The following is a 20,107-nucleotide window of genomic DNA, read 5'->3' as shown; positions in this document are numbered from 1 at the left end:
CCCGCCGCCGCCGACGAGGCGCCGCCGGCCGGCGACGCCCCCGCGACCGACGCGCGCGGCTTCGCCCAGCCAGGCGCCGGCGCCGAGCCGCTCGAGCCGCTCGCGGCGGCGCTCGCGCAGGCGCTCGAGTCCGACGACCTCGCCTCGCTCCTCGTGGACGAGGACGTGCCCCCGCCCGTTTCTGCGGGCGCGGAGGCCGGCGGGCGCGCCCCCGAACCGGCCTCCGCCGCCGAGCGCTCGGAGCCCGGGCCCGAGCCGGAGCCGGAGCCCGAGTCGCCCTCGCCGGCGCTGCTGGACCGGAGCGCCCCGCCACGCTGGAGCGGCGAAGAGGCGCGCGCGGCGCTCGACGCGGCGCGGTGGCGCGACGAGGTGGTGGTGACCGCGCTGCGCTACGCGCGGGACTTCTTCGAGTTCGCCGCCCTCTTCGCAGTGACCGGGGACGCCGTGGTGGGGCACGACGCGCTCGGCCCCGAGGACGCGCGGGAGCGGTGCCGCGGCGTCGCGATCTACACCTCCGACCCCGGCCTCTTCGGCACGGTCATCACCACCCGCGCCCCGCACCTCGGCCCGATGCCGCGGGGGATCGCCGGGAACGACGAGATCCTCGACGCCCTCGGCCGCGGCACGCCGCGGACGGCGCTGGTCTTCCCGGTGCTGCTCGGGGATCGCACCGTGGCCGTGCTCTACGCCGACAACGGCGAGGCGCCCGTCTCGCCGGGGCGCCTCGGCGATCTGCTCGTGCTGCTCTCCACCGTGGGCGCCGCGTTCATCCGGGTCATCCGCGCCCGGAAGGCGGGTCGCCGGCGCCGCGCCGCGCCGGCGCCGGCGCCAGCGCCGCTCGAGCCCGTGCCCCCGCCCCCCTCGACTTCGGTCCGCAGGGGAGCGCCGGCGGGGTGGATCGCCCGGGCGCCGGAGCCCGCGCCGGCGCCGTCGCCGCCCTCGCCCGCCCGGGCGGGCCCGGACGACCCCTGGAAGGCGCAGGAGCCCGCCCTGGCGGTGGACGACATCGAGATCGACTTCTCGGATCCCGAGTCGCTGGCGGCGTCCGCGCCCTTCGACGCCGGCGCCACGATCGACGCCCTCGTCGCCGCGGCCCCGGGCACGGCGGCGCGCCAGGACGCGATCCGTCGCCTCGCCGGCCACCCCGCCCAGGCGCTCTCCGCCCTCGTCGCGCGCCTCCCGGGTCCCGTCGAGAGCGACGCGCCCTCTCCGTCGCCCGCCGAGCTCGGCCCGATCCCGGCGGCGCTCGCGGCGCTCGGCGGCCGCGCCGTCCCCGCGCTGCTCGAGGTGATCGACGACGCGGATCCGGACCGCCGCCGCGCCGCGGCGATCCTGCTCGGCGCGGCGGCCGACCCCGCCGCGTTCCCCGCCCTCGCGGAGCGCGCGCTGGACGCGGAGCCGCGCGTCGCCGCGCCCGCCCTCGCCACGCTCGCCGCGCACCGGCGCGACCCCGCGATGCGCGCGGTCTCGGAGAAGCTCCGCCGCGCGCTCCTCTCCGGGATCGGCGCGCGGGTGGCGGGGGCCGCGCGCGCGCTCGGGGCGCTCCGCGACGTGGAGGCGATCCCCCTCCTCGTGCAGGTGCTCGAGACCGTCGCCGGGGCGGATCGGGAGACCGCCGCCGCGGCGCTCGCCGAGATCACGCTCCAGCGGCTCGGGACGGACCCGCGCCGGTGGCTCGGGTGGTGGAAGGAGAACCGAGGGCGCGGGCGCGCCGAGTGGCTCTTCTCCGGCCTCACCAGCCCCGACCGCGAGGTGCGGCTCGCCGCCGCCGCCGAGCTGACCGAGGCGGCCGCGCCGCCGGTCGAGTACTCGGCGGACGCGCCGCCCGAGGAGCTCGAGAGCGCGTCCCGGGCCTGGGCCGGCTGGTGGGCGCGCTCGGGGCGGATCCTCTGAGTTCCGTCCGGTCGCACGCGCTCCGTGAACCGTGCCCCGTCACCGTCACCGGCGTCTCCGTGAACCGTGAACCGGTTCCCGTGGCCCGTGGCCCGGTTTCGGTGGTCCGACGCCGTCGGATCACGGGGAGCCCACCCCGTGCCTCCGCATGGGTCCCGCGCACGGTCGGTCCGGATCGCCGCGCGCGGGCCGGAAGGCGCTTGCCGGTGCGGAACGCGGGCGCCTATGCTCGCCGCCCACCCGCCCGCGAGGCCTCCATGCCCGAGTCGATCGATCCGGATCCGCGCAGAGCTCTCCTCGACGCGAAGAACGCCGAGGCGGAGAAGGGCGGCGGGGACGAGCGGATCGCGCGCCAGCACCGTGACGGGAAGCTCACCGCGCGTGAGCGGCTCGAGATGTTCCTCGACCCGGGCACGTTCGTGGAGCTGGACAAGTTCAAGACGCACCGCTGCGCCGACTTCGGGATGGAGCAGCACAAGGTGCTCGGCGACGGCGTCGTCACCGGCTACGGCCTGGTCGAGGGCCGGCAGGTGTTCGTGTTCGCGCAGGACTTCACGGTGTTCGGCGGGTCGCTCTCCGGCGCGTTCGCCGAGAAGATCTGCAAGGTGATGGACCGGGCGATGGAGGTGGGCTGCCCGGTCGTGGGGCTGAACGACTCGGGGGGCGCCCGGATCCAGGAGGGGGTGGTGTCGCTCGCCGGCTACGCCGACATCTTCCTCCGCAACACGCTCGCGTCCGGGGTCGTCCCCCAGATCTCGGTGATCATGGGGCCGTGCGCCGGCGGCGCCGTCTACAGCCCCGCCATCACGGACTTCATCTTCATGGTGAAGGACACCTCGTACATGTTCATCACCGGCCCGGAGGTGATCCGGGCGGTGACGCACGAGGAGGTCACGAAGGAGGACCTCGGCGGCGCGCGCACGCACTCGACGCGCTCGGGGGTGGCCCACTTCGCCCTCGACAGCGAGGAGGCGACGCTCCGGGCGGTGCGCGAGCTCCTGAGCTTCCTCCCGCCGAACAACGTCGAGGACCCGCCCGCCCAGCCCTGCGCGGACGACGTCGCCCGGCGCGACGAGCTCCTGAAGACGATCGTCCCGGAGAGCCCGACCCGGCCGTACGACGTGCGGGAGGTGATCCGCGCGATCGTGGACGACCGGCACCTCTTCGAGGTGGCCGAGCACTTCGCGGGGAACGTCGTGATCGGGTTCGCCCGGCTGAACGGACGGCCCGTGGGGATCGTGGCGAACCAGCCGGCGGTGCTGGCCGGCGTCCTCGACATCGGCGCGTCGGTGAAGGCGGCCCGGTTCGTGCGGTTCTGCGACGCCTTCAACATCCCGCTCCTCACCCTGGTGGACGTCCCCGGGTTCCTCCCCGGCACCGACCAGGAGTGGAACGGGATCATCGCGCACGGCGCGAAGCTGCTCTACGCCTTCGCCGAGTCCACCGTCCCGAAGGTCACGGTCATCACGCGCAAGGCCTACGGCGGCGCCTACGACGTGATGGCGTCGAAGCACATCCGGGCCGACGTGAGCTACGCCTGGCCGGGCGCGGAGATCGCGGTGATGGGGCCCGAGGGGGCGGTGAACGTCATCTTCCGGAAGGAGCTCGCGGCCGCGAAGGACCCGGTCGCCGAGCGCGCCCGGCTCATCCAGGAGTACCGGGACAAGTTCGCGAACCCGTACAAGGCGGCGGAGCTCGGCTACGTGGACGAGGTGATCAAGCCGGAGGACACCCGGCCCAAGGTCATCCGCGCGTTCGAGATGCTCCGCACCAAGCGCCAGGAGAACCCGCCCAAGAAGCACGGGAACCTGCCGCTCTGACTCGCCTTTGCTGTTTTCGAGCATGCGAACGCAACTCGAGGCGAGTCAGAGGTGATTTCCGGGCTCGCTGCATACCGCCGCAGCGAGCCCTCTACTGGGGGGAGCGACCGCCGCTCCCCCCAGACCCCCCACCGGAATGAGCGATACCGAGTCTGACGAGGAGCCGCCGCGGCGCGCGCGCCGAGCTGGCGGCGCCGTGACGAAGAAGACCCCGCCACCCGGTGGGGTGGCGGGGTCCGAAGAACCCGGGCGTCAGCGCGAGGGCGCTACGCGACGACCTTCGGCGCCCGCGCCGCGTGGGCGCCGAGCTTCTCCTCGGGCGTCATGAGCACCGCGCGGAGGTGCTCGGCGGTGCGGCTGCGCCGCTCGCGGGCGATCTCCTTCGGATCGACCGGGACGAACTTCTCGTCGGGGGTGATCTTGAAGAGCGGCTGCCCCTTCGACACCACCGTCCCGTCGCTGCCCGTCATGAGGATCTTGTCCACGGTCCCGGAGAACGACGCGCGGACCGTGTTGAACATCTTCATGACCTCGATGATGTAGAGCGGCTGCCCCTTGTCGAAGTGCTGGCCCTCCGTGACGAACGGCGGCCGGCCCGGGGCCTCCTGCCGGTAGAACATGCCGCCGAACGCGGCCACGATCTCGTCGGCCTTCGTCGCGGGCGGGGGCACGAGGACCTTCCGCATCCGGACCTGGAGGTCCGGGTCGTTCAGCCGCTCGGGGATGGTGACGTCCAGGTTCTCCTCCACCCGGAAGTCGAAGAACTTCACGCTCTCCGCGATCATGAAGAGGAGCCCGAGCAGCTCGTTCCCGGCCTCGTACCCGAGGTGCGCGGCGCGGATCCGGGCCCAGGTCTCGGCGTCGTAGCCGCCCTGGGGCGCCTCGCTGCGGAGGATGTCGTTCAGCTTGTAGAACTCCTCGCGCTGCAGCCCGAAGGTCTTGCGCAGCTCCTGGTAGAAGCGGAGCGCCTTCTTGAGCAGCTCGTCGTCGTGCTGCCAGATCACCTCGGCCGCGGGCGCGCGGGGATCGAACGCCATGTTCAGGTAGGCGTACGTGTCGTTGAGCACGCCGAGCGGGTTGCGGATCCAGACGAGCCGCCCGCCCTCGACCCGGTAGTGCTTGCGGTTCAGCGAGAGCCAGCCGGAGAACAGGTGCGGATCGTCGAGCAGCCGCTCGATGGGGCGGGTGAGCAGGGTCGCCTTGCGATCGAGCACCTCGGTCATCGCCTTCGCGATCCCGGGATCGTCCGGGCTCATCGCGGCGATCTGCTTCGCGTAGTGCTTCTTCATCTCGGAGAACGCGAACGCCACGTCGAGCTTGTTCGCCTCCTCCTTGAGCTGGCCGACCAGGGCCAGGTACGGGACGACGAAGCGGGTGGTCGGCTTCGCCATGACGTTCTGGCCGAGGAACCAGCTCACCAGGCCGTAGTGGAACTGGAGGTTGGTCGCGAGGGCGTTGCCCCGGAGGCTGGTCTTCCCGAGGACCCGCGCGAGGTGCCGGTAGCTGTCGAGCCGGTCGTCGCCCTTGGTGAGGAGCAGGGCGATGTTCGAGTCGTAGGCGCCGGCGACCTTGTACCGCATGAACATGCCGGTGTCCGGGTTCACCATGCTGATCCCCTGGTCGTCGCGGATCTCTCCGTCGACGGGCTTCGACCAGAAGCGGATCAGGCCCCCGGCGTGGGGGGAGAGCGCGTCGTCCGTCGCGTTGAGGCGGGCCTCGGCGGCGGCGCCGAACCGCGGGGCGCGCGTCGGCTTCGGGAGCCGCTCCTTGTGCCGGGCGACGAGCGCCATCGCCTCGACCAGCGACTCGACCACGAAGGAGTCGTTCGGGTCGGCCGGGTTCGTGAACTTCAGGCTGTAGCAGAGCTCCGTCACCCGGTGCTCCACCTGGATCCGGGTGTTGACCTCCATGAAGTAGTAGCGGTCCCGGTCGACGATGCACTCGAACGTCGAGGCCGAGTCGAGGCCGACGGCCTGGCCGAACCGCGCCGCGTCCTCCTCCATCCGCCTCAGGATCTCGAGGTCCACCCGGAGCGCCTTCTCCTCCGCCTTCCGGCCGGCCTGCTCGGCCCGCGCGATCGCCGCGGCGAGCCCCTCCTGCGTCACCGAGATCTCGAGGAGCTTCTGCTCGTGCATCTGCAGCGAGCAGTCGCGGCCGCCCAGCGAGATGCACCACCGCCCGTTCCCGAGGAGCTGGATCTCGTTGTGCCGGGTCTGCTCGATGTTGAGCTCGATGAGGAGGTTCTTGTTGTCGCCGACGCCGGTCGCCTTGACCTCGTTCAGGACCTCGCGCACGAGCGCCGGGGCCTCGGCCGCGGCCTGCGCGATGAGCTTCGGATCGGTGGGGTCCTTCGCGGTGAGGAGCGCGCCGCCGAGGATGCGCTGGCCCTTGCCGCCGCCGCCGCCGATCGCCTTCAGGCGCACGCGGCTCGCCGGGTGCTTGCGGAACATCTCGGCGACCTCGCGCTGCACCTCCTCGCCGAGCTCCTCGATCGAGAAGAGGTCCATCCCCTTCGCGTACGAGGCCGCGAGGACGTGCTCGGCCAGCTCGAGGAGCGGGACCTTCTCGTCGTCCAGGATCTTCGGGTCGATGTCGAACTCGCGCGCCTCGACCACGAGGAGGAGCTTCTTGCGCGTGTCGAACTTCCGGAGCAGCGTCCGCGCCGCGACGTCGTTCACGCCGGGGGTGACGCTGACCTTCGCCTCGAGCGCGGTGCGCTTCGCCTCGTCCTTCTTGCCGGCGCGGGCCTGGGTCACCGAGTTCGGGCCGATGAACTTGAGCCCCGCGCGCTCGATCGTCGCGACGAACTCCTCGTCCTCGGCCATGAAGCCGTACCCGGCGAAGACGGAGTCGTACCCGTTGTCGCGGGCGATCTGGACGATCTGGTTCATCCGCTCGACGCGCTCCTCCTTGGAGGCGCCGCTGTAGTCGGGCACGCGGTGGACGCGGCTCGTGTCGGTGAGCTGCCGGAGCTCGGGCGCGAGCGCGTTCGGGTAGACGATGGAGTCCTTCTCCGAGAGCAGGATCCCGTAGTGGTGGATCCCCATCTCCTCGAAGACGTCCATCGCCTCCTTCCGGATCGGGCCGCGGCACACGATGAGGGGCTTCAGGTCCTCGCACGCGAAGGAGCGCACCCAGGCCGAGGGGGAGCTGCTCAGCCGCCGGTCCCGGTGGACCAGCGGGTTCGACTTGTAGCGATCGACTTTCGGAGCCATCGGTTCTGTCTCCAAGTTCGAGGGGTCTGGCCGTTCCGGCGGGCCTAGTGGAACTCGCGCTGCGGGCCGGTCATCGGGCACGGCCTGTAGTGCCGCATGAGGAACTGGATGTTCTCGCCGAGCACCTTGCGGAGGTCGGTGGGCATGACGAGGGCGGAGATCGAGCCGAGCGCGAGCCCCTCCTTCGGGTTCATCAGCTCCTTCTCGTACCGGCGGTTGAGCACGGCCTCCTGCTGCTTCAGCCACTCGGCCGCCTCCTTCTCCGCGTCCTTCTTCGCCTGGTCGCCGTCCATCCCGGCCGAGGTGCGCTGCTGGACGCCCTTCTTCACGTGCTCGGCCACCGCCGCGCGGATCTTCCGGAGCTCGTCCTTGTAGACGAACTCCTTGCCCGCCGGGCCCATCACCGCGAGCCGGGTGGTGGGGAGCGCGAGCACGAGGTCGGCGCCGGTCGGGTAGTTGTTGTACGAGGCGTACGCGCCGCCGAACGCGTTGCGGAGGATGAGGAGGATGCGCGGCGTGCGGACGTCCACGATGGCGTCGAGCATCGAGCGGCCCGCCTGCACGATGCCGCGCGTCTCCTGTTCGCGGCCGGGGAGGAAGCCGGTGGTGTCCTCCATGAAGATGATCGGGATGTTGTAGATGTTGCAGAAGCGGACGAACCTCGCGATCTTCAGCGCGGTGTCGCAGTCGATCTGGCCGGAGCCGACCGCGCTGTTGTTCGCGACGAAGCCGACGACGTGGCCGCCGAGCCGGCCGAACGCGGTGACGACCTCGCGCGCGCGACCGGGCTGGATCTCGAAGTAGTCGCCGTAGTCGCACACCTGCTGGATGATGATCGACACGTCGAACGGCGTGTTGAAGCCGGTCGGCGAGTTGAACGCCTTCTTGAGCAGGGTGTTGATCTCCCAGGTCTTGCGATCGAGCGGGTCGCTCGTCTCCTGGTAGGGCGCCGAGACGGAGTTGTTGTCGGGGAGGTACGCGAGCAGCCGGACCGCCTGGCGCAGCGCGGCGAGCTCGTCGATGGTCGTGAGGTCGGCCACGCCGGAGGCGCCGTGCACCTTCGGGCCGCCGAGGTCCTCGGGGGTGATGTCCTCGCCGAGGACGGACTTCACCACGCCCGGGCCGGTGAGGCCGAAGAAGGTGTCGGCCGGCTGGATCACGAAGCTGCCCTGGCGCGGCAGGTAGGAGCCGCCGCCGGCGTTGAAGCCGAACATGCACATGATCGACGGGACGACGCCGCTGATCTTCCGCAGCGCGGTGAACGCCTCGGCGTAGCCGTCGAGCCCGCCGACGCCGGCCGGCACGTACGCGCCGGCGCTGTCGTTCATGCCGATGAGCGGGATCCCCTTCTCGCCGGCGAGGCGGAAGAGGCGGGCGAGCTTGCTGCCGTTCGTCGCGTCCATGGACCCGGCGCGGACGGTGAAGTCGTGTCCGTAGCAGGCGACGTCGCGGCCGCGGATGTTCAGGATCCCGGTGACGAGCGAGGCGCCGTCGAGGTTGCGGCCCCAGTTCTGGAAGAGGACGTTCGGCTCCTTGTCCGTGAGGACGCGGATCCGCTCCCAGACGGTCATGCGCCGCTTCGAGTGCTGCTTCTCGATCTGGTCGATGGCTACGGAGCGGATGGGGCGCTGGATGAGATCCCAGCCCTCCTTCATCGCCTCCTCGTAGCCCCCCGTCGCGCGCGAGATCTCGCCGGGGATGTTGAACTCGACCTTCTCCGGCGGATCCAGCGGGTTCGTCAGGGTCGGCTTGATCGCTTTCGTCGTCATCGGCGTCCCTTCGATGAATGACAAGGCAACGCACCTCCCCCTCCGAGCTGTGTGAAAGCGAGCGGGTCCGGGGGTGCGTGTCGGGAAAAAGGAGTCGGATTTTGACAAGAGTGGCGGCCCCTTCGCAAGGGGCTGAATGGACATCTTCTCGAGTTGGAAGTGGACTGATTCCGTCCGCGTCGCGCCCCGATGACGCGGAGCGCCAATGGCTCCGGCGAGGCAAAGCGCGACGGATCGGCACACCGGCCCCCGGCTCGAGGTGGGCCGTGATCGCTGGCGCTTCGCCTCGGCGGGGTCGCCGGCGGGAAGGGGGCTCGGCGCCGGGCCGGGCGCACCGGGGCCGCGACGAACGGGGCAGGACGGGCGGCGCCGATCGATCAGTGGAGCGCGAGCGGCGCGCCGGTGCCCGCCTCGGCGATGGGACCGAGCGCGGAGCGATCGACCTTCTCGCGCCCGGTCACGGCCCGTGCGCCGCGGGAGAGGAGCCACACGAGCCCGCGGACGGCGTCGCGGCCGAGCCGCGCGACGCCCGGGCCGGAGAAGAGCGCGGGCGCCCGGGCCGGCGCGCCGCCCAGCGCCTCGACCCCGACGCCGTGCGCGTAGACGAGCTCGCCGCCGAGGTACGCGGTGTACGCGGCGGCGCCGGACGCGACGAGCCCGGCCATCGCGCTCGTGATGGAGGCGCGGTTCCGCGCCCGCCACGTGGCGAGTCCGAGCGCCGCGACCACCACCCCGACGTTGCCGATGCCGTGCAGGAACATCATGTCGCGCGCCCGGTCGCTGCGGGGGTCCACCTCCTGCGACGCCGCCATCCCTGCGAGACCGGCGAAGAGCCCGCTCCCGACGGCCGCCCACCAGAGCACCTGGCCGGCGCGGTCGGCCCGACGGTCCAGGCGGGAGGCCGCGGCGAGATCGACGAGCGTCGCCGCCGGCAGGAGCGCGAGCGGCGCGTGGATCAGCGACGGGTGCAGCTCGTGGACGCGCATGGCCATCGGACGACCCTCCCCCCTCGCCACGGTGCGGACCGGCGAGCTGGCGCGCAACGGAGCCGCGCGCCAGCCGGACGCTCCGGGCGCGGGGACGCGGCGAGCGCGAGGGGAACCGGGCGGCCGGCCGTCGGCGCCGGGCATCGCGCGACGTCGCTCGGCGCGGTTCGCGCCGCCGAAGCGCAGAGAGCCCGGCCCCTCTCCAGGAGGAACCGGGCCCTCTCGAGGCGCGATGATATTGCGCCGTGCGAGCGCTAGACCTTACGGACGTTCGCCGCCTGGAGCCCCTTCGGCCCCCGGACCACTTCGTACTCGACCTTCTGCCCCTCGGCGAGGCTCTTGAAGCCATCGCCCTGGATCGCGCTGTAGTGACAGAAGACGTCCTCGCCGCCGTCGTCCTGCGTGATGAACCCGAAGCCCTTCGCGTCGTTGAACCACTTCACGGTACCGGTCGCCATTGACAGCTCTTTTCGTCGTTTACGATCCGCCGAGATGACGTTCGGTCCAACCGAACAATCGGTGGACAATGATCGTGTAGCCGAAAAAAGCGGGGGCGTCGAGATCCGGCCGATCCCGGGAGGGGCCGGGGCGTTTCGCCGCGCGCGCTCGTGCGAGTGATATCGGGATCAGGCCAGCGCTTCCCGGCTCGTGCCGTCCCCCGCGCACCCGCAGGGGGCCGCCGCGGCCGCGGCCGCGTCGTTCGCGAGCTGCGCCTCGAGGTCCGCCAGGATCTCGGCGGCGCTGGGGAGCTCCGACACGTCGCGCTCGGGGATCCGCAGCAGGCTCTGGCCGGTGTAGAAGAGGCCGTTCTCGGTGTCCCCCTCGATCGCGGCCAGGAGGAGGGCGTCGGTGATGCAGAAGCTCTCCTTGAACCCGGACGCCCGGCACTTGCAGAGCCCCTCGCCGAGGCACTGGATGCAGGAGCTCTTCCGCCCCTCGTAGCCGTCCGGCCCGAAGTACCAGCGCTTCGACCGGGGAGGGACCGCCTCGCCGCGCGCGAGCTTGTCGGTGAAGGCGTTCCGGACCGCCCGCGCCTTCATGCCCTTCACGCAGCTCGTGATGATCACCACGTCCTCGGGGCGCTTCCCGACGTGCATCGCCTTGAACGCGGGGTGTACGTCGCCGTCGGAGCAGGCGAGGAAGCGGGTGGCGAGCTGCACGCCGACCGCGCCCTGGCGGAGGAAGCGCGAGACGTCCGAGGCGTCCACCCCACCGGCGGCGACGACGGGGAGCGAGGTGGCCGCCACCACCTCGTCCACGAGGGACGGGAGCGGATGGCCGATGTCGCCGATGTGGCCGCCGGCCTCGGCGCCCTCCGCGACGAGCCACTCGGCCCCCCACTTCTCGTACATCGCGGCGAGCCGGCCGGAGGAGACGATGCCCACGAACGGGACGCCGCCGTCCCGGCACCAGCGGATGATCTCGCGCGAGATGCCGGCGCCCTGGACGAGGAAGGAGACCTGCTCCTCGATCGCGATCCGGGCGCAGCGCTCGAAGTCGCCCTTGTTGATCGCGGCCATCAGGTTCACCCCGAAGTAGCCGCCGGCAGACTCCTGCTTGGCGCGCCGGATCTCGGCGCGGAGCTGGGCCTCCGTCTTCACGACCGCCGAGATCGTCCCGACGCCGACGAGGCGCGGGCCGCGGTGGGCCGCGATCTTCCCGGCGAGGCCGTCGGAGGCGTCGATCCCCATGCCGCCCTGGACGAGGAGGTGGCGGCCGGAGCCGACGATCTGCTCGATGGCTGCGCGGTCGAGGCGCGGCGCAGGGGGGAGTGGCTCCGCCGCGAGGACGGTGGGGTCGCCGGTCATGTCGTGTCGCTCCGAGCGCCGGGAAGGTGATCGGTTCGGCGCGAAGAGGCAAGCTACGACGAGCGTGTCACCCGCCTGTCACGGCGCCCTCGCCGTGGCGCGTCACGCACATGGGGCCAGGCGGAGGAGGGAGCGACCTGGCGGCGCCTAGGTAGACCCGGCGGCCCGCCTCTTCGCCTGCCCTCGCCGCCCGATCTCGAGGGCGCGCAGCGCGACGTCCTCGATCGTGTGGGTGGCGAGCGTCGCGAGGAGCCCGCGCCGCGCCTCCTCGGCGACCTCCGCGAACGCGCTCGACATGCCGGCCCCGACCGCGCAGCTCGCGTTCGGCTCGGCGGGCGAGGGGGCGATCGGCCCGTCGGGGTTCACCGCGCGGTATACCGCGTCGAGGGTGATGGCGCTCGCCGGGCGGGCGAGCCGGTAGCCGCCCGCGCGCCCCTCGCGCGCGCTCACCAGCCCCGCCGCCACCAGATCCCCGAGGATCCGCCGGAGGAACACGGCGTGCGTGTTGACCGAGACCGCGAGGTAGGCCGACGGGTGGCCCTCCCCGGAGCGAGAGAGGACCGCCAGCGCGTGCACCGCCATGGCAAAGCGACCGGACGCCATCGGACCATCTGTAACCGACCCGGTTTTTCCGTCAAACCCCCCCGGCGCTCCGGCGGGCGCGGCCCCTTGCCGGGACCCGCGCCCGGGAGCGAGGATGCGCCCCGTGCTGGCCGCGTTCTCCGTCGTCTTCTGGGCGTTCTTCGTCCTCTCGCTCCCGCCCCTCTTCGCGATCGCGCTGATCGTCTACCTCCTGACGGCGCCGTTCGACCGCCGGCGCCTGGCGCTCCACCTCTGGTCCTGTGCGTGGGGGACCTTCTACCTCGTCGTGAGCCCGATCTGGCGCGTGCGGGTCACCGGGCGCGAGCGGCTCCCGTGGCGCGGGCCGGCGGTGCTGGTCGCGAACCACCTCTCGATGCTGGACATCCTCGTGCTGTACGCGCTGTTCAGGCCGTTCAAGTGGGTGGCGAAGGCCGAGCTGTTCCGCGTCCCGTTCGTCGGCTGGAACATGTGGATCAACGACTACGTCGGCCTCCGGCGCGGCGACCGGGAGTCGATCCGCAAGATGATGGAGCACTGCCGCGCCCACCTCGCGCGCGGCACGCCGGTGCTGCTCTTCCCCGAGGGCACGCGGTCGCGGGACGGTCACCTCCAGGCGTTCAAGGACGGCGCGTTCCGGCTCGCCGTCGAGGCGAACGTCCCGGTGATCCCGATCGTCGTCATGGGGACGGCCGAGGTCTTGCCGAAGAACGGCTTCATGCTCCGGAAGCGGATGGACGCGCGGGTGCAGGTGCTCGAACCGCTCCACCCGTCGGCCTACGGGTCCGTCGACGCGCTCCGGGAGGCGAGCCGGGCGGCGATCGCCGCTGCGCTGCCGGAGGCCAACCGCCCGCTGTCGCGACCGGCGCCCGCGGGCGCGGCGGGCGGCGAGCGTCCCGCGGCCGACGCGCGCTGATCGCGCGCCGGGCGGTCGGCCGCCCGGGGAGCGGGCCGGGGCGGGCGCGGCCGCGCGGGGAGTACCCCCGCGGCCCGTGCGCCGGCATGGCGGACGCACCATCGTCGCCACATGCGCGCGACCCACACCTACGTGATCGCCGGCGGCGAGGGGGCCACCCCGGGCGCGCTCGGTCCGGCCGAGCTCGACGGGCGCGCCGAGTGGGTGCCGATCGGCTCGCGGTGGGACCTCCTCGAGCTCCTCACCGCGCGGCTCGGCTCCGAGGTGGATCTCCGCAAGGTGGTCCTCGCCGTCCTGTGCCCGCTCCGCGAGGCGCTCAAGGGGCCGCCGCTCGACGCGCTGCTCGCCCGGCTGCCCTTCCCGCTCGCGCGCGAGATCCGGGACGGCGAGCTGAACCTGAACGCGCAAGTGGTCGCGCCGTCCGCGGCGGGCGACTACCTGGTCGAGGTCGCGAGGCTGCTGCAGCACCCGCCCGACCAGGCGGCGATCTACGTCCGCGCGGTGCTGGGCGCGGCGCGCACGGTGCTCGCGCCCGAGGAGGCCGACGCGATCGCGGCGCTGCTCCCGGACGATCTCGCCGAGCTCTGGAGCGCGGCGCGTTGAGCGCGCCGGCGCGGTGGCGACCCGCCGCGCCGGGTCATCCACCGGGGCGCGGGTCGGCCGGCCCGGGCCCGTCCGCCGGGCCGCGGCGCGGCAGCCGCACGGTCATGACCGTCTCGTCGTTCGAGGAGACGGAGATCTCGCCGCCGTGGGCGCGCACGATCTCGCGGGAGATGTAGAGGCCGAGCCCGAGGCCCGAGCCCTTCCGGCTCTTGTCCTCGGGCGGCCGGGAGAACGGCTCGAACACGTGCGAGAGCACCTCCGGCGGCATCGGCGGGCCGCGGTTCGCGACGCGGAGCGTGCACGCCTCCTCGCCGTCGGCGGAGAGCTCCACGCGCACCGGGGCCTCCGGGTCCCCGTGGTCGATCGCGTTCGAGACGAGGTTCGAGACCACCTGCTCGAGCCGGTCGGGGTCCCACTCGCCGGAGAGCTCCCCGCGGGCCTCGACCACGAGCGCGCGATCGGGGTTGGCGGCCTGGAGCTCGTCCACCGCGCGGCGGGCGATCTCGTCGAGCCGCCCGGGGCGCCGCAGGACGGGGACGCCGCTCCCGAGGCGGGTCCGCGTGTACGAGAGCAGATCGGCGATGATCCGGTTCATCCGGCCGGCGGAGGAGCGCATCCGCTCGACGGCCCGCGCCTGCCAGCCCTCGAGCGCGCCGCGCTTCTGCAGGAGCGCCGCCGACATGTGGATCGCCCCGAGCGGGTTGCGGAGGTCGTGGCCGACGATCCCGAGGATGAAGTCCACCGCGTTCCGGCGCGAGCTCGCCTCCTCTCGCGTCCGGCGCGCCTCCTCCGCCGCCGCGTCGCGCTCCCGCCGCAGGAGCGCGCGCTCGAGGGTGACGGCGGCCCGGTCCGCCGCCACCGCGAGCAGCGCGAGGGCGCGCGGGTCGAAGGCGGCGGCGCTGCGGCTGCCGAGGAGGAGCGCGGCCGGGCCCTCCGGCGCCGCCATGCGCACGGCGGCCCCGCAGCGCGTCCCGGCCGGGAACGGGGCGTCTGGTCCGAGCGTGACCTCGATCGCGCCGACGTCTCCGTGCTCGGCGACGCGGCGGGCGAACCCGTCGCCCACCTCGTCGGCCGCCCCCTCCTCGAGCCCGATCGTCGCCGCGAGCGCGAGGCGCCCGCCCTGCGTCGCGAGGAGCGCGGCCGAGTCGGCCTCCGGCACCAGGTCCACGAGCGTGGAGAGGAGGCGCCGGAGCGCGTGCTCCTCGGGCTCGACGGCGAGGAGGCGCCCGAACGAGCCCGGCAGCGCGGCGAGCTCCGCGCGTGCGGTGGCCGGGTGCTCCTCCTCGGTGAGCCCGGGGCCCTCGGGGTACGGGATCGGCATCGGCAGGCATCGTGGGGGCGCGACCGGCCGCTCGGAACCCCCCGGCTTGGACGGGAAGCGGGCTCCTGGAGAGCGTGGCGATTCTCCGGTCGATCGCCGTCGGATGCAGCCCGCCGCTCGCGGCGGACCCGGGCGGGCGGCGGCTCGCGTCGAGGGGGACCGACGGGCCGGAGACTCGTGGACTCCATGTAGGCAAGCGCTTTACCGGGCACGGTGCCGCAGGTATCGTGGCGGACCCCGTGCAGCTCCGGCGCGGCCACGTATGAGCTCGAAGAGGCGGATCAGGAAGGTCCTCGTGGCGAACCGCGGCGAGATCGCGGTCCGCGTGCTGCGGACCTGCCGCGAGATGGGGCTCGCGACCGTCGCGGTCTACTCGGAGGCCGACCGCGGCGCGCTGCACGTGCGGAAGGCCGACGAGGCGGTGTACCTCGGGCCGTCGCCGGCCCGGGAGAGCTACCTCGTCGTGGACCGGATCGTCGCCGCGGCGCGCAAGACGGGCGCCGACGCGGTGCACCCCGGGTACGGCTTCCTCTCGGAGCGGGCGGAGCTCGCCCGCGCGCTCGAGGCGGAGGGGATCACGTTCGTCGGGCCGCGCCCCGACTCGATGGACGCGATGGGCGAGAAGACCACCGCCCGCCGGAACATGCAGGCCGCGGGGGTGCCCACCGTCCCCGGCTCGCCCGCGGCGATCGCCGGCGAGGACGAGGCCCGGGCGTTCTGCCAGGTCATCGGCTACCCCGTGATGATCAAGGCGGCGGCCGGCGGCGGCGGCAAGGGCATGCGGCGGTGCGACCGCGCCGAGGACCTCCCGGCGCTCTGGCAGTCCGCGCGGCGCGAGGCGGCGAGCGCGTTCGGGGACGACCGGCTCTACGTCGAGAAGTTCCTCGACCGCCCGCGCCACGTGGAGATCCAGGTCTTCTGCGACGAGCACGGGAACGGCGTCTCGCTCGGCGAGCGCGAGTGCTCCGTCCAGCGGCGGCAGCAGAAGGTCATCGAGGAGAGCCCGAGCTGCGTCGTGGACGAGGCGATGCGCGAGGCGATGGGCGCGGTGGCGGTGAGGGCGGCGCGGGCGGTGGGCTACGTCGGCGCCGGGACCGTCGAGTTCCTCGTGGACGCGAGCCGGAGCTTCTACTTCCTCGAGATGAACACCCGGCTCCAGGTCGAGCACCCGGTGACGGAGATGATCACCGGCCTCGACCTCGTGCGGATGCAGCTCGAGGTGGCGCAGGGCGAGCGGATCCTCGCGCAGGATCAGGTGGTGCGCCGCGGCCACGCCATCGAGGCGCGCGTGTACGCGGAGGACCCGGCCCGCAAGTTCATGCCGAGCCCGGGGAAGATCACGTACCTCAGGGTGCCGGGCGGCCCCGGGATCCGCGACGACTCCGGCGTCTACACGGGCTGGGTGGTGCCCCCGTACTACGACCCGATGATCTCGAAGGTCGTCGCCTGGGCGCCGACGCGGGACCAGGCCATCGCGCGGCTCATCCGCGCGCTCGAGGAGTACACGGTCCACGGCATCACGACGAACATCCCGTACCTCGCCGCCGCGCTCGACCACCCCGCGTTCCGCGCCGGCGACTACGACACCGGCTTCTGCGCGCGGTACGAGCAGGACCTCGTGCGCCCGCCCGACCCGCGCCTCGAGCAGGTCGCGCTCATCGCCGCGGCGGTCGCGGCCTTCAAGCGCGATCACGACGAGGCGGCGGCGTTCGCCGTGCGCGGCGACGTCGGGCCGGCCCGCGGCTCCGCCTGGGCACGCCTGGGGCGGGCGAGCGCGCTGAAGGGAAGGCTCCGGTGAGCACCTACGTCGCCCTGCTCGACGGCGGCCGCCGCGAGGAGACCGTCGAGGTCACGCAGCAGGCGCCCGGCCTGTACGAGGTCCGGATCGGCGGGCGCGTGCACGTCGTGGACGCGTTCAAGCACGACTACGGCACCCTCTCGCTCCTCGTGGACGCGCAGAGCTACACGGCGATGCTGGACGATCGCGGGGCGAAGGTGCACGTCCGCGTGAAGAGCTCGGTGTTCCCCCTCGAGATCCTCGACGAGAAGAAGCTCCGCATGCGGCGGGCCCCCGCGAGGTTCACGGCCGAGGGGCGGCAGACGATCACCTCCCCGATGCCGGGGCGGATCGTGAAGGTCCTCGTGAAGGCCGGCGACCCGGTGCGGGAGGGGCAGGGGCTCGTGGTCGTCGAGGCCATGAAGATGGAGAACGAGATGAAGAGCCCGAAGGACGGCAGGGTGGTCGAGCTGCTCGTCCAGGAGGGACAGACCGTCGAGGGCAACGCCAGGCTCTGCGCGGTCGAGTAGTGCCACGAACCAGCGGGGGGCCCCGCCCGGGAATGCGCGGCGGGGCCGTTCCATGTCCACCGGAGAGATGCCAATGGCCGACGAGAAGAAGCAGCGCTGGCTCGAGGGGACGTACGCGAAGGCGGTGAAGAAGACCCGCGAGCGGCGGCCGAGGTTCGAGACGACGAGCGGGATCCGCGAGGAGCCCGTCTACGTCGCGCACGACGTGAAGCCCGGGCTCGAGGAGCGCCTCGGCCTGCCGGGCGAGTACCCGTTCACCCGCGGCGTCCAGCCGACGATGTACCGCGGCCGGTTCTGGACGATGCGGCAGTACGCGGGCTTCGGCAGCGCCCTGGAGTCCAACGAGCGCTACCGTTACCTGCTCGAGGCCGGCCAGACCGGCCTCTCGGTGGCGTTCGACCTGCCGACGCAGATGGGGCGCGACTCGGATCACCCCCGCGCGCGCGGCGAGGTGGGCAAGGTCGGCGTCGCGATCGACTCGATCCGCGACATGGAGGTCCTCTTCGACCGGATCCCGCTCGGCGAGGTCTCGACGTCGATGACGATCAACTCGACCGCCGGGATCCTCCTCGCCCTGTACCAGGCCGTGGGCGAGCGGCAGGGCGTCGCGCCGGCCGAGCTCAAGGGCACGATCCAGAACGATCTGCTGAAGGAGTACGCCGCCCGCGGCACGTACATCTACCCGCCCGAGCCGTCGCTCCGGATCATCACCGACATCTTCGCGTACACGGCGAAGGTGATGCCGAAGTGGAACCCGATCTCCATCTCCGGCTACCACATCCGCGAGGCCGGCTCGACGGCGGTGCAGGAGGTCGCGTTCACCCTCGCCGACGGCATCCAGTACGTGGACGCGGCGGTGAAGGTCGGGCTGGACGTGGACGCGTTCGCCGGCCGCCTGAGCTTCTTCTTCAACGCGCACAACGACCTCCTCGAGGAGGTCGCGAAGTTCCGCGCGGCGCGCCGGCTCTGGGCGCGGATCATGAAGGAGCGCTTCAAGGCCAAGGACCCGCGCTCGATGATGCTGCGGTTCCACACCCAGACCGCGGGCTCGATGCTCACCGCGCAGCAGCCGGACAACAACATCGTCCGGGTCACCATCCAGGCGCTCGCGGCCGTGCTCGGCGGCACCCAGTCGCTCCACACCAACTCCCGCGACGAGGCGCTGGGGCTCCCCACGGAGGAGTCGGTCCGCATCGCGCTCCGCACCCAGCAGATCATCGCGAACGAGTCCGGCGTCGCCGACGTCATCGACCCGCTCGGCGGGTCGTGGGCGATCGAGGCGATGACCGACGAGATCGAGGGGCGCGCCGAGGAGTACATCCGGAAGATCGACGAGATGGGCGGCATGGTCCAGGCGATCTCGAAGGGCTACGTGCAGCGCGAGATCCAGGAGGCCGCCTACGCCTGGCAGCGCCAGGTGGAGGCGAAGGAGCAGGTCGTCGTCGGCGTGAACGCGTTCAAGTCCGACGACCCGCCGGTGCCGGTCATGAAGGTGGACCCGGCCCTGGAGACCGCGCAGGTGGAGCGGCTCCAGGCCTTCCGCGGGCGCCGGAGCGCGGCGGGCGTGAAGGCGGCGCTCGACGCGGTGCGCGCGGGGGCGAAGGGGACGGAGAACCTCATGCCGCTCTTCCTCGCCGCGGTGAAGGCGGAGGCGACCCTGGGCGAGATCTCCGACGCGCTCCGCGACGTCTACGGCGAGTACCGGGAGACGGTGGTACTGTAGCGACTCGGGTGAGCGACTCCTCCGGAAAACCTCCAGCGGCGATCCGTCCCCCTCCGGCCCACCCGGCGGCGGGGGCCGCCGGTCCGCCGCGGCTCGAGCGCGTCCCAGCGGGCTACCGCCCTCCGGCTCACATCCGCCCACCGCCCGAGCCGCGGCCGCCCCGGGCCGCGCCCCCTGTCCCCGCCGCGTCCGCGTCCGCGGCGCCGACCGCGTCCCACGGGCTGGCGTCGCGCGAGGTGCGCGCCGACGCCGCCGTGGCCGCCGGGCTCGAGCTCCAGGGTCGCCTCGAGGAGGAGTCCGCCCTCCGCCTCTACGGGCTCGCCGCCGCCACCCACGCGGTCGGCCGGCTCACGGTCGCGCCGGAGGGACGGTCGTACGCGCTCGTCTTTAGGAAGGGCGCGGTGGTGCACGCCTCGTCCTCGGATCCGGCCGACGATCTGGGCCGCTTCCTCGTCCGCAAGGGCGTCCTCACCCCCGAGCGGCTGGTGCAGGCCGAGGGCGCGCGTGCCGCGGCGGGCGGGGAGCTCGCGGGCGCGCTCGTCGCCGCCGGGCTCGTCGCCCCTGGCGAGGTCGCGGCGCTGCTCCAGGAGCACGGCGCGGCGCTGGTGGGCCGGGCGCTCGCGGCGGAGGCGGGCGCGTTCCGGTGGGAGCCGGGCGTCGCGGCCCCTCCCTCCGGCTTCCCCCTCGGGCCGCCGTTCGCGGCGCTCTGCGCGGCGGTCCGCGCGCTCGATCCCGCGGCGGTGATGCGGCGGCTCGGCGACCGCGGCGCGCGGGCGATCTCGCGGGTCGCGGGACGGATCCGCGTCGAGGATCTGCGGCTCACCGCGCAGGAGGCCCGCGCGGCCGCGCTGCTCGACGGCGGCCACTCTCCGGCGGAGCTCGCGGGCGGCCACCCGGCCGAGGCGACGACGATCCTCCGGGTGGCGCTCCTCCTCGCCGAGCTCGACCTCGTCGCGTTCGGCGCGGTCCGCGGCGGAGCCCCGGCGTCCTCCCCCGTCGCCCCGCCCGCCGCCACTCCGCCCGCGCCCGTGGCGAAGCCGGCTCCGACCCCCGTCCCGCCGGGCGCCGGGACGGCCGCGCCCAGGGCGGCCGCGGCGCACGTCTCACCCGCCGCCGCGCCCGCGCCCAGGCCGGCCGCGACACCTGTCCCGCCGCCGGGCGCGCCGA

15 protein-coding genes are annotated in these 20,107 nt (G+C 73.3%); 8 read left to right on the top strand and 7 right to left on the bottom strand.

Annotated elements, in window-relative coordinates:
- Together MNZ27_RS19295 and MNZ27_RS19290 are read left to right on the top strand one after the other, a co-directional pair.
- On the top strand, positions 1-1,893 hold a 1,893-nt coding region (locus MNZ27_RS19295), incomplete at its 5' end, for a HEAT repeat domain-containing protein (RefSeq protein ID WP_242395725.1).
- A gap of 257 nt (positions 1,894-2,150) precedes the next feature.
- Positions 2,151-3,713, top strand: a complete 1,563-nt coding sequence (locus MNZ27_RS19290) for an acyl-CoA carboxylase subunit beta (RefSeq protein WP_242395724.1) — start codon at positions 2,151-2,153, stop codon at positions 3,711-3,713.
- Positions 3,714-3,979: 266 nt separating this feature from the next.
- On the opposite strand, the gene MNZ27_RS19285 is transcribed toward MNZ27_RS19290, so the two are convergent.
- From MNZ27_RS19285 to MNZ27_RS19260, 6 genes are all read right to left on the bottom strand, one after another.
- Positions 3,980-6,928, bottom strand: coding sequence for an ATP-binding protein (locus MNZ27_RS19285; protein ID WP_242395723.1), 2,949 nt, complete (start codon positions 6,926-6,928; stop codon positions 3,980-3,982).
- A 44-nt stretch (positions 6,929-6,972) separates the two neighbouring features.
- A complete protein-coding gene (locus tag MNZ27_RS19280; RefSeq protein WP_242395722.1) occupies positions 6,973-8,697 on the bottom strand; it encodes an acyl-CoA carboxylase subunit beta in 1,725 nt (574 codons plus the stop codon).
- Positions 8,698-9,074: 377 nt separating this feature from the next.
- On the bottom strand, positions 9,075-9,689 hold the full coding sequence (locus tag MNZ27_RS19275) for a DUF2231 domain-containing protein (RefSeq protein WP_242395721.1): 615 nt from the start codon (positions 9,687-9,689) through the stop codon (positions 9,075-9,077).
- Between the two features lie 248 nt (positions 9,690-9,937).
- Entirely contained in the window at positions 9,938-10,141 is a 204-nt protein-coding gene (locus MNZ27_RS19270; RefSeq protein ID WP_242395720.1) for a cold-shock protein, read from the bottom strand.
- 168 nt (positions 10,142-10,309) lie between these two features.
- Positions 10,310-11,491, bottom strand: a complete 1,182-nt coding sequence (locus MNZ27_RS19265; protein ID WP_242395719.1) for an NAD(P)H-dependent flavin oxidoreductase — start codon at positions 11,489-11,491, stop codon at positions 10,310-10,312.
- Positions 11,492-11,638: 147 nt separating this feature from the next.
- Complete coding sequence (locus tag MNZ27_RS19260) at positions 11,639-12,094, bottom strand: RrF2 family transcriptional regulator (RefSeq protein WP_242395718.1); 456 nt, start codon at positions 12,092-12,094, stop codon at positions 11,639-11,641.
- A 103-nt stretch (positions 12,095-12,197) separates the two neighbouring features.
- On the opposite strand from MNZ27_RS19260, the gene MNZ27_RS19255 reads away from it, so the two are divergent.
- Positions 12,198-12,986, top strand: coding sequence for a lysophospholipid acyltransferase family protein (locus tag MNZ27_RS19255; protein ID WP_242395717.1), 789 nt, complete (start codon positions 12,198-12,200; stop codon positions 12,984-12,986).
- Positions 12,987-13,097: 111 nt separating this feature from the next.
- The gene (locus tag MNZ27_RS19250; protein WP_242395716.1) at positions 13,098-13,589 is read left to right on the top strand and encodes a DUF2267 domain-containing protein; all 492 of its coding nucleotides are present in this window, start codon (positions 13,098-13,100) and stop codon (positions 13,587-13,589) included.
- 34 nt (positions 13,590-13,623) lie between these two features.
- Here MNZ27_RS19250 and MNZ27_RS19245 read toward each other — a convergent pair whose 3' ends face one another.
- A complete protein-coding gene (locus MNZ27_RS19245) occupies positions 13,624-14,910 on the bottom strand; it encodes a sensor histidine kinase (RefSeq protein ID WP_242395715.1) in 1,287 nt (428 codons plus the stop codon).
- Positions 14,911-15,172: 262 nt separating this feature from the next.
- Between MNZ27_RS19245 and accC the strand changes: the two genes are divergently transcribed.
- The 4 genes from accC to MNZ27_RS19225 all read left to right on the top strand — a co-directional run.
- Entirely contained in the window at positions 15,173-16,708 is a 1,536-nt protein-coding gene (accC, locus tag MNZ27_RS19240) for an acetyl-CoA carboxylase biotin carboxylase subunit (protein WP_242395714.1), read from the top strand.
- Positions 16,705-17,217, top strand: a complete 513-nt coding sequence (locus MNZ27_RS19235; RefSeq protein WP_242395713.1) for an acetyl-CoA carboxylase biotin carboxyl carrier protein subunit — start codon at positions 16,705-16,707, stop codon at positions 17,215-17,217. The genes accC and MNZ27_RS19235 overlap by 4 nt, the downstream gene beginning before the upstream one ends.
- A gap of 73 nt (positions 17,218-17,290) precedes the next feature.
- Positions 17,291-18,940 (top strand): acyl-CoA mutase large subunit family protein, encoded by a 1,650-nt coding sequence (locus MNZ27_RS19230; RefSeq protein ID WP_242395712.1) that lies wholly within the window; start codon positions 17,291-17,293, stop codon positions 18,938-18,940.
- A gap of 254 nt (positions 18,941-19,194) precedes the next feature.
- Positions 19,195-20,107: DUF4388 domain-containing protein (locus MNZ27_RS19225; protein WP_242395711.1), on the top strand; the 913-nt coding region annotated here is incomplete at its 3' end.

Origin of the sequence: Anaeromyxobacter oryzisoli (assembly GCF_022690765.1) — a bacterium.
Classification (GTDB): Bacteria; Myxococcota; Myxococcia; order Myxococcales; family Anaeromyxobacteraceae; genus Anaeromyxobacter; species Anaeromyxobacter oryzisoli.
This window is presented reverse-complemented; position numbering and strand designations above follow the sequence as displayed.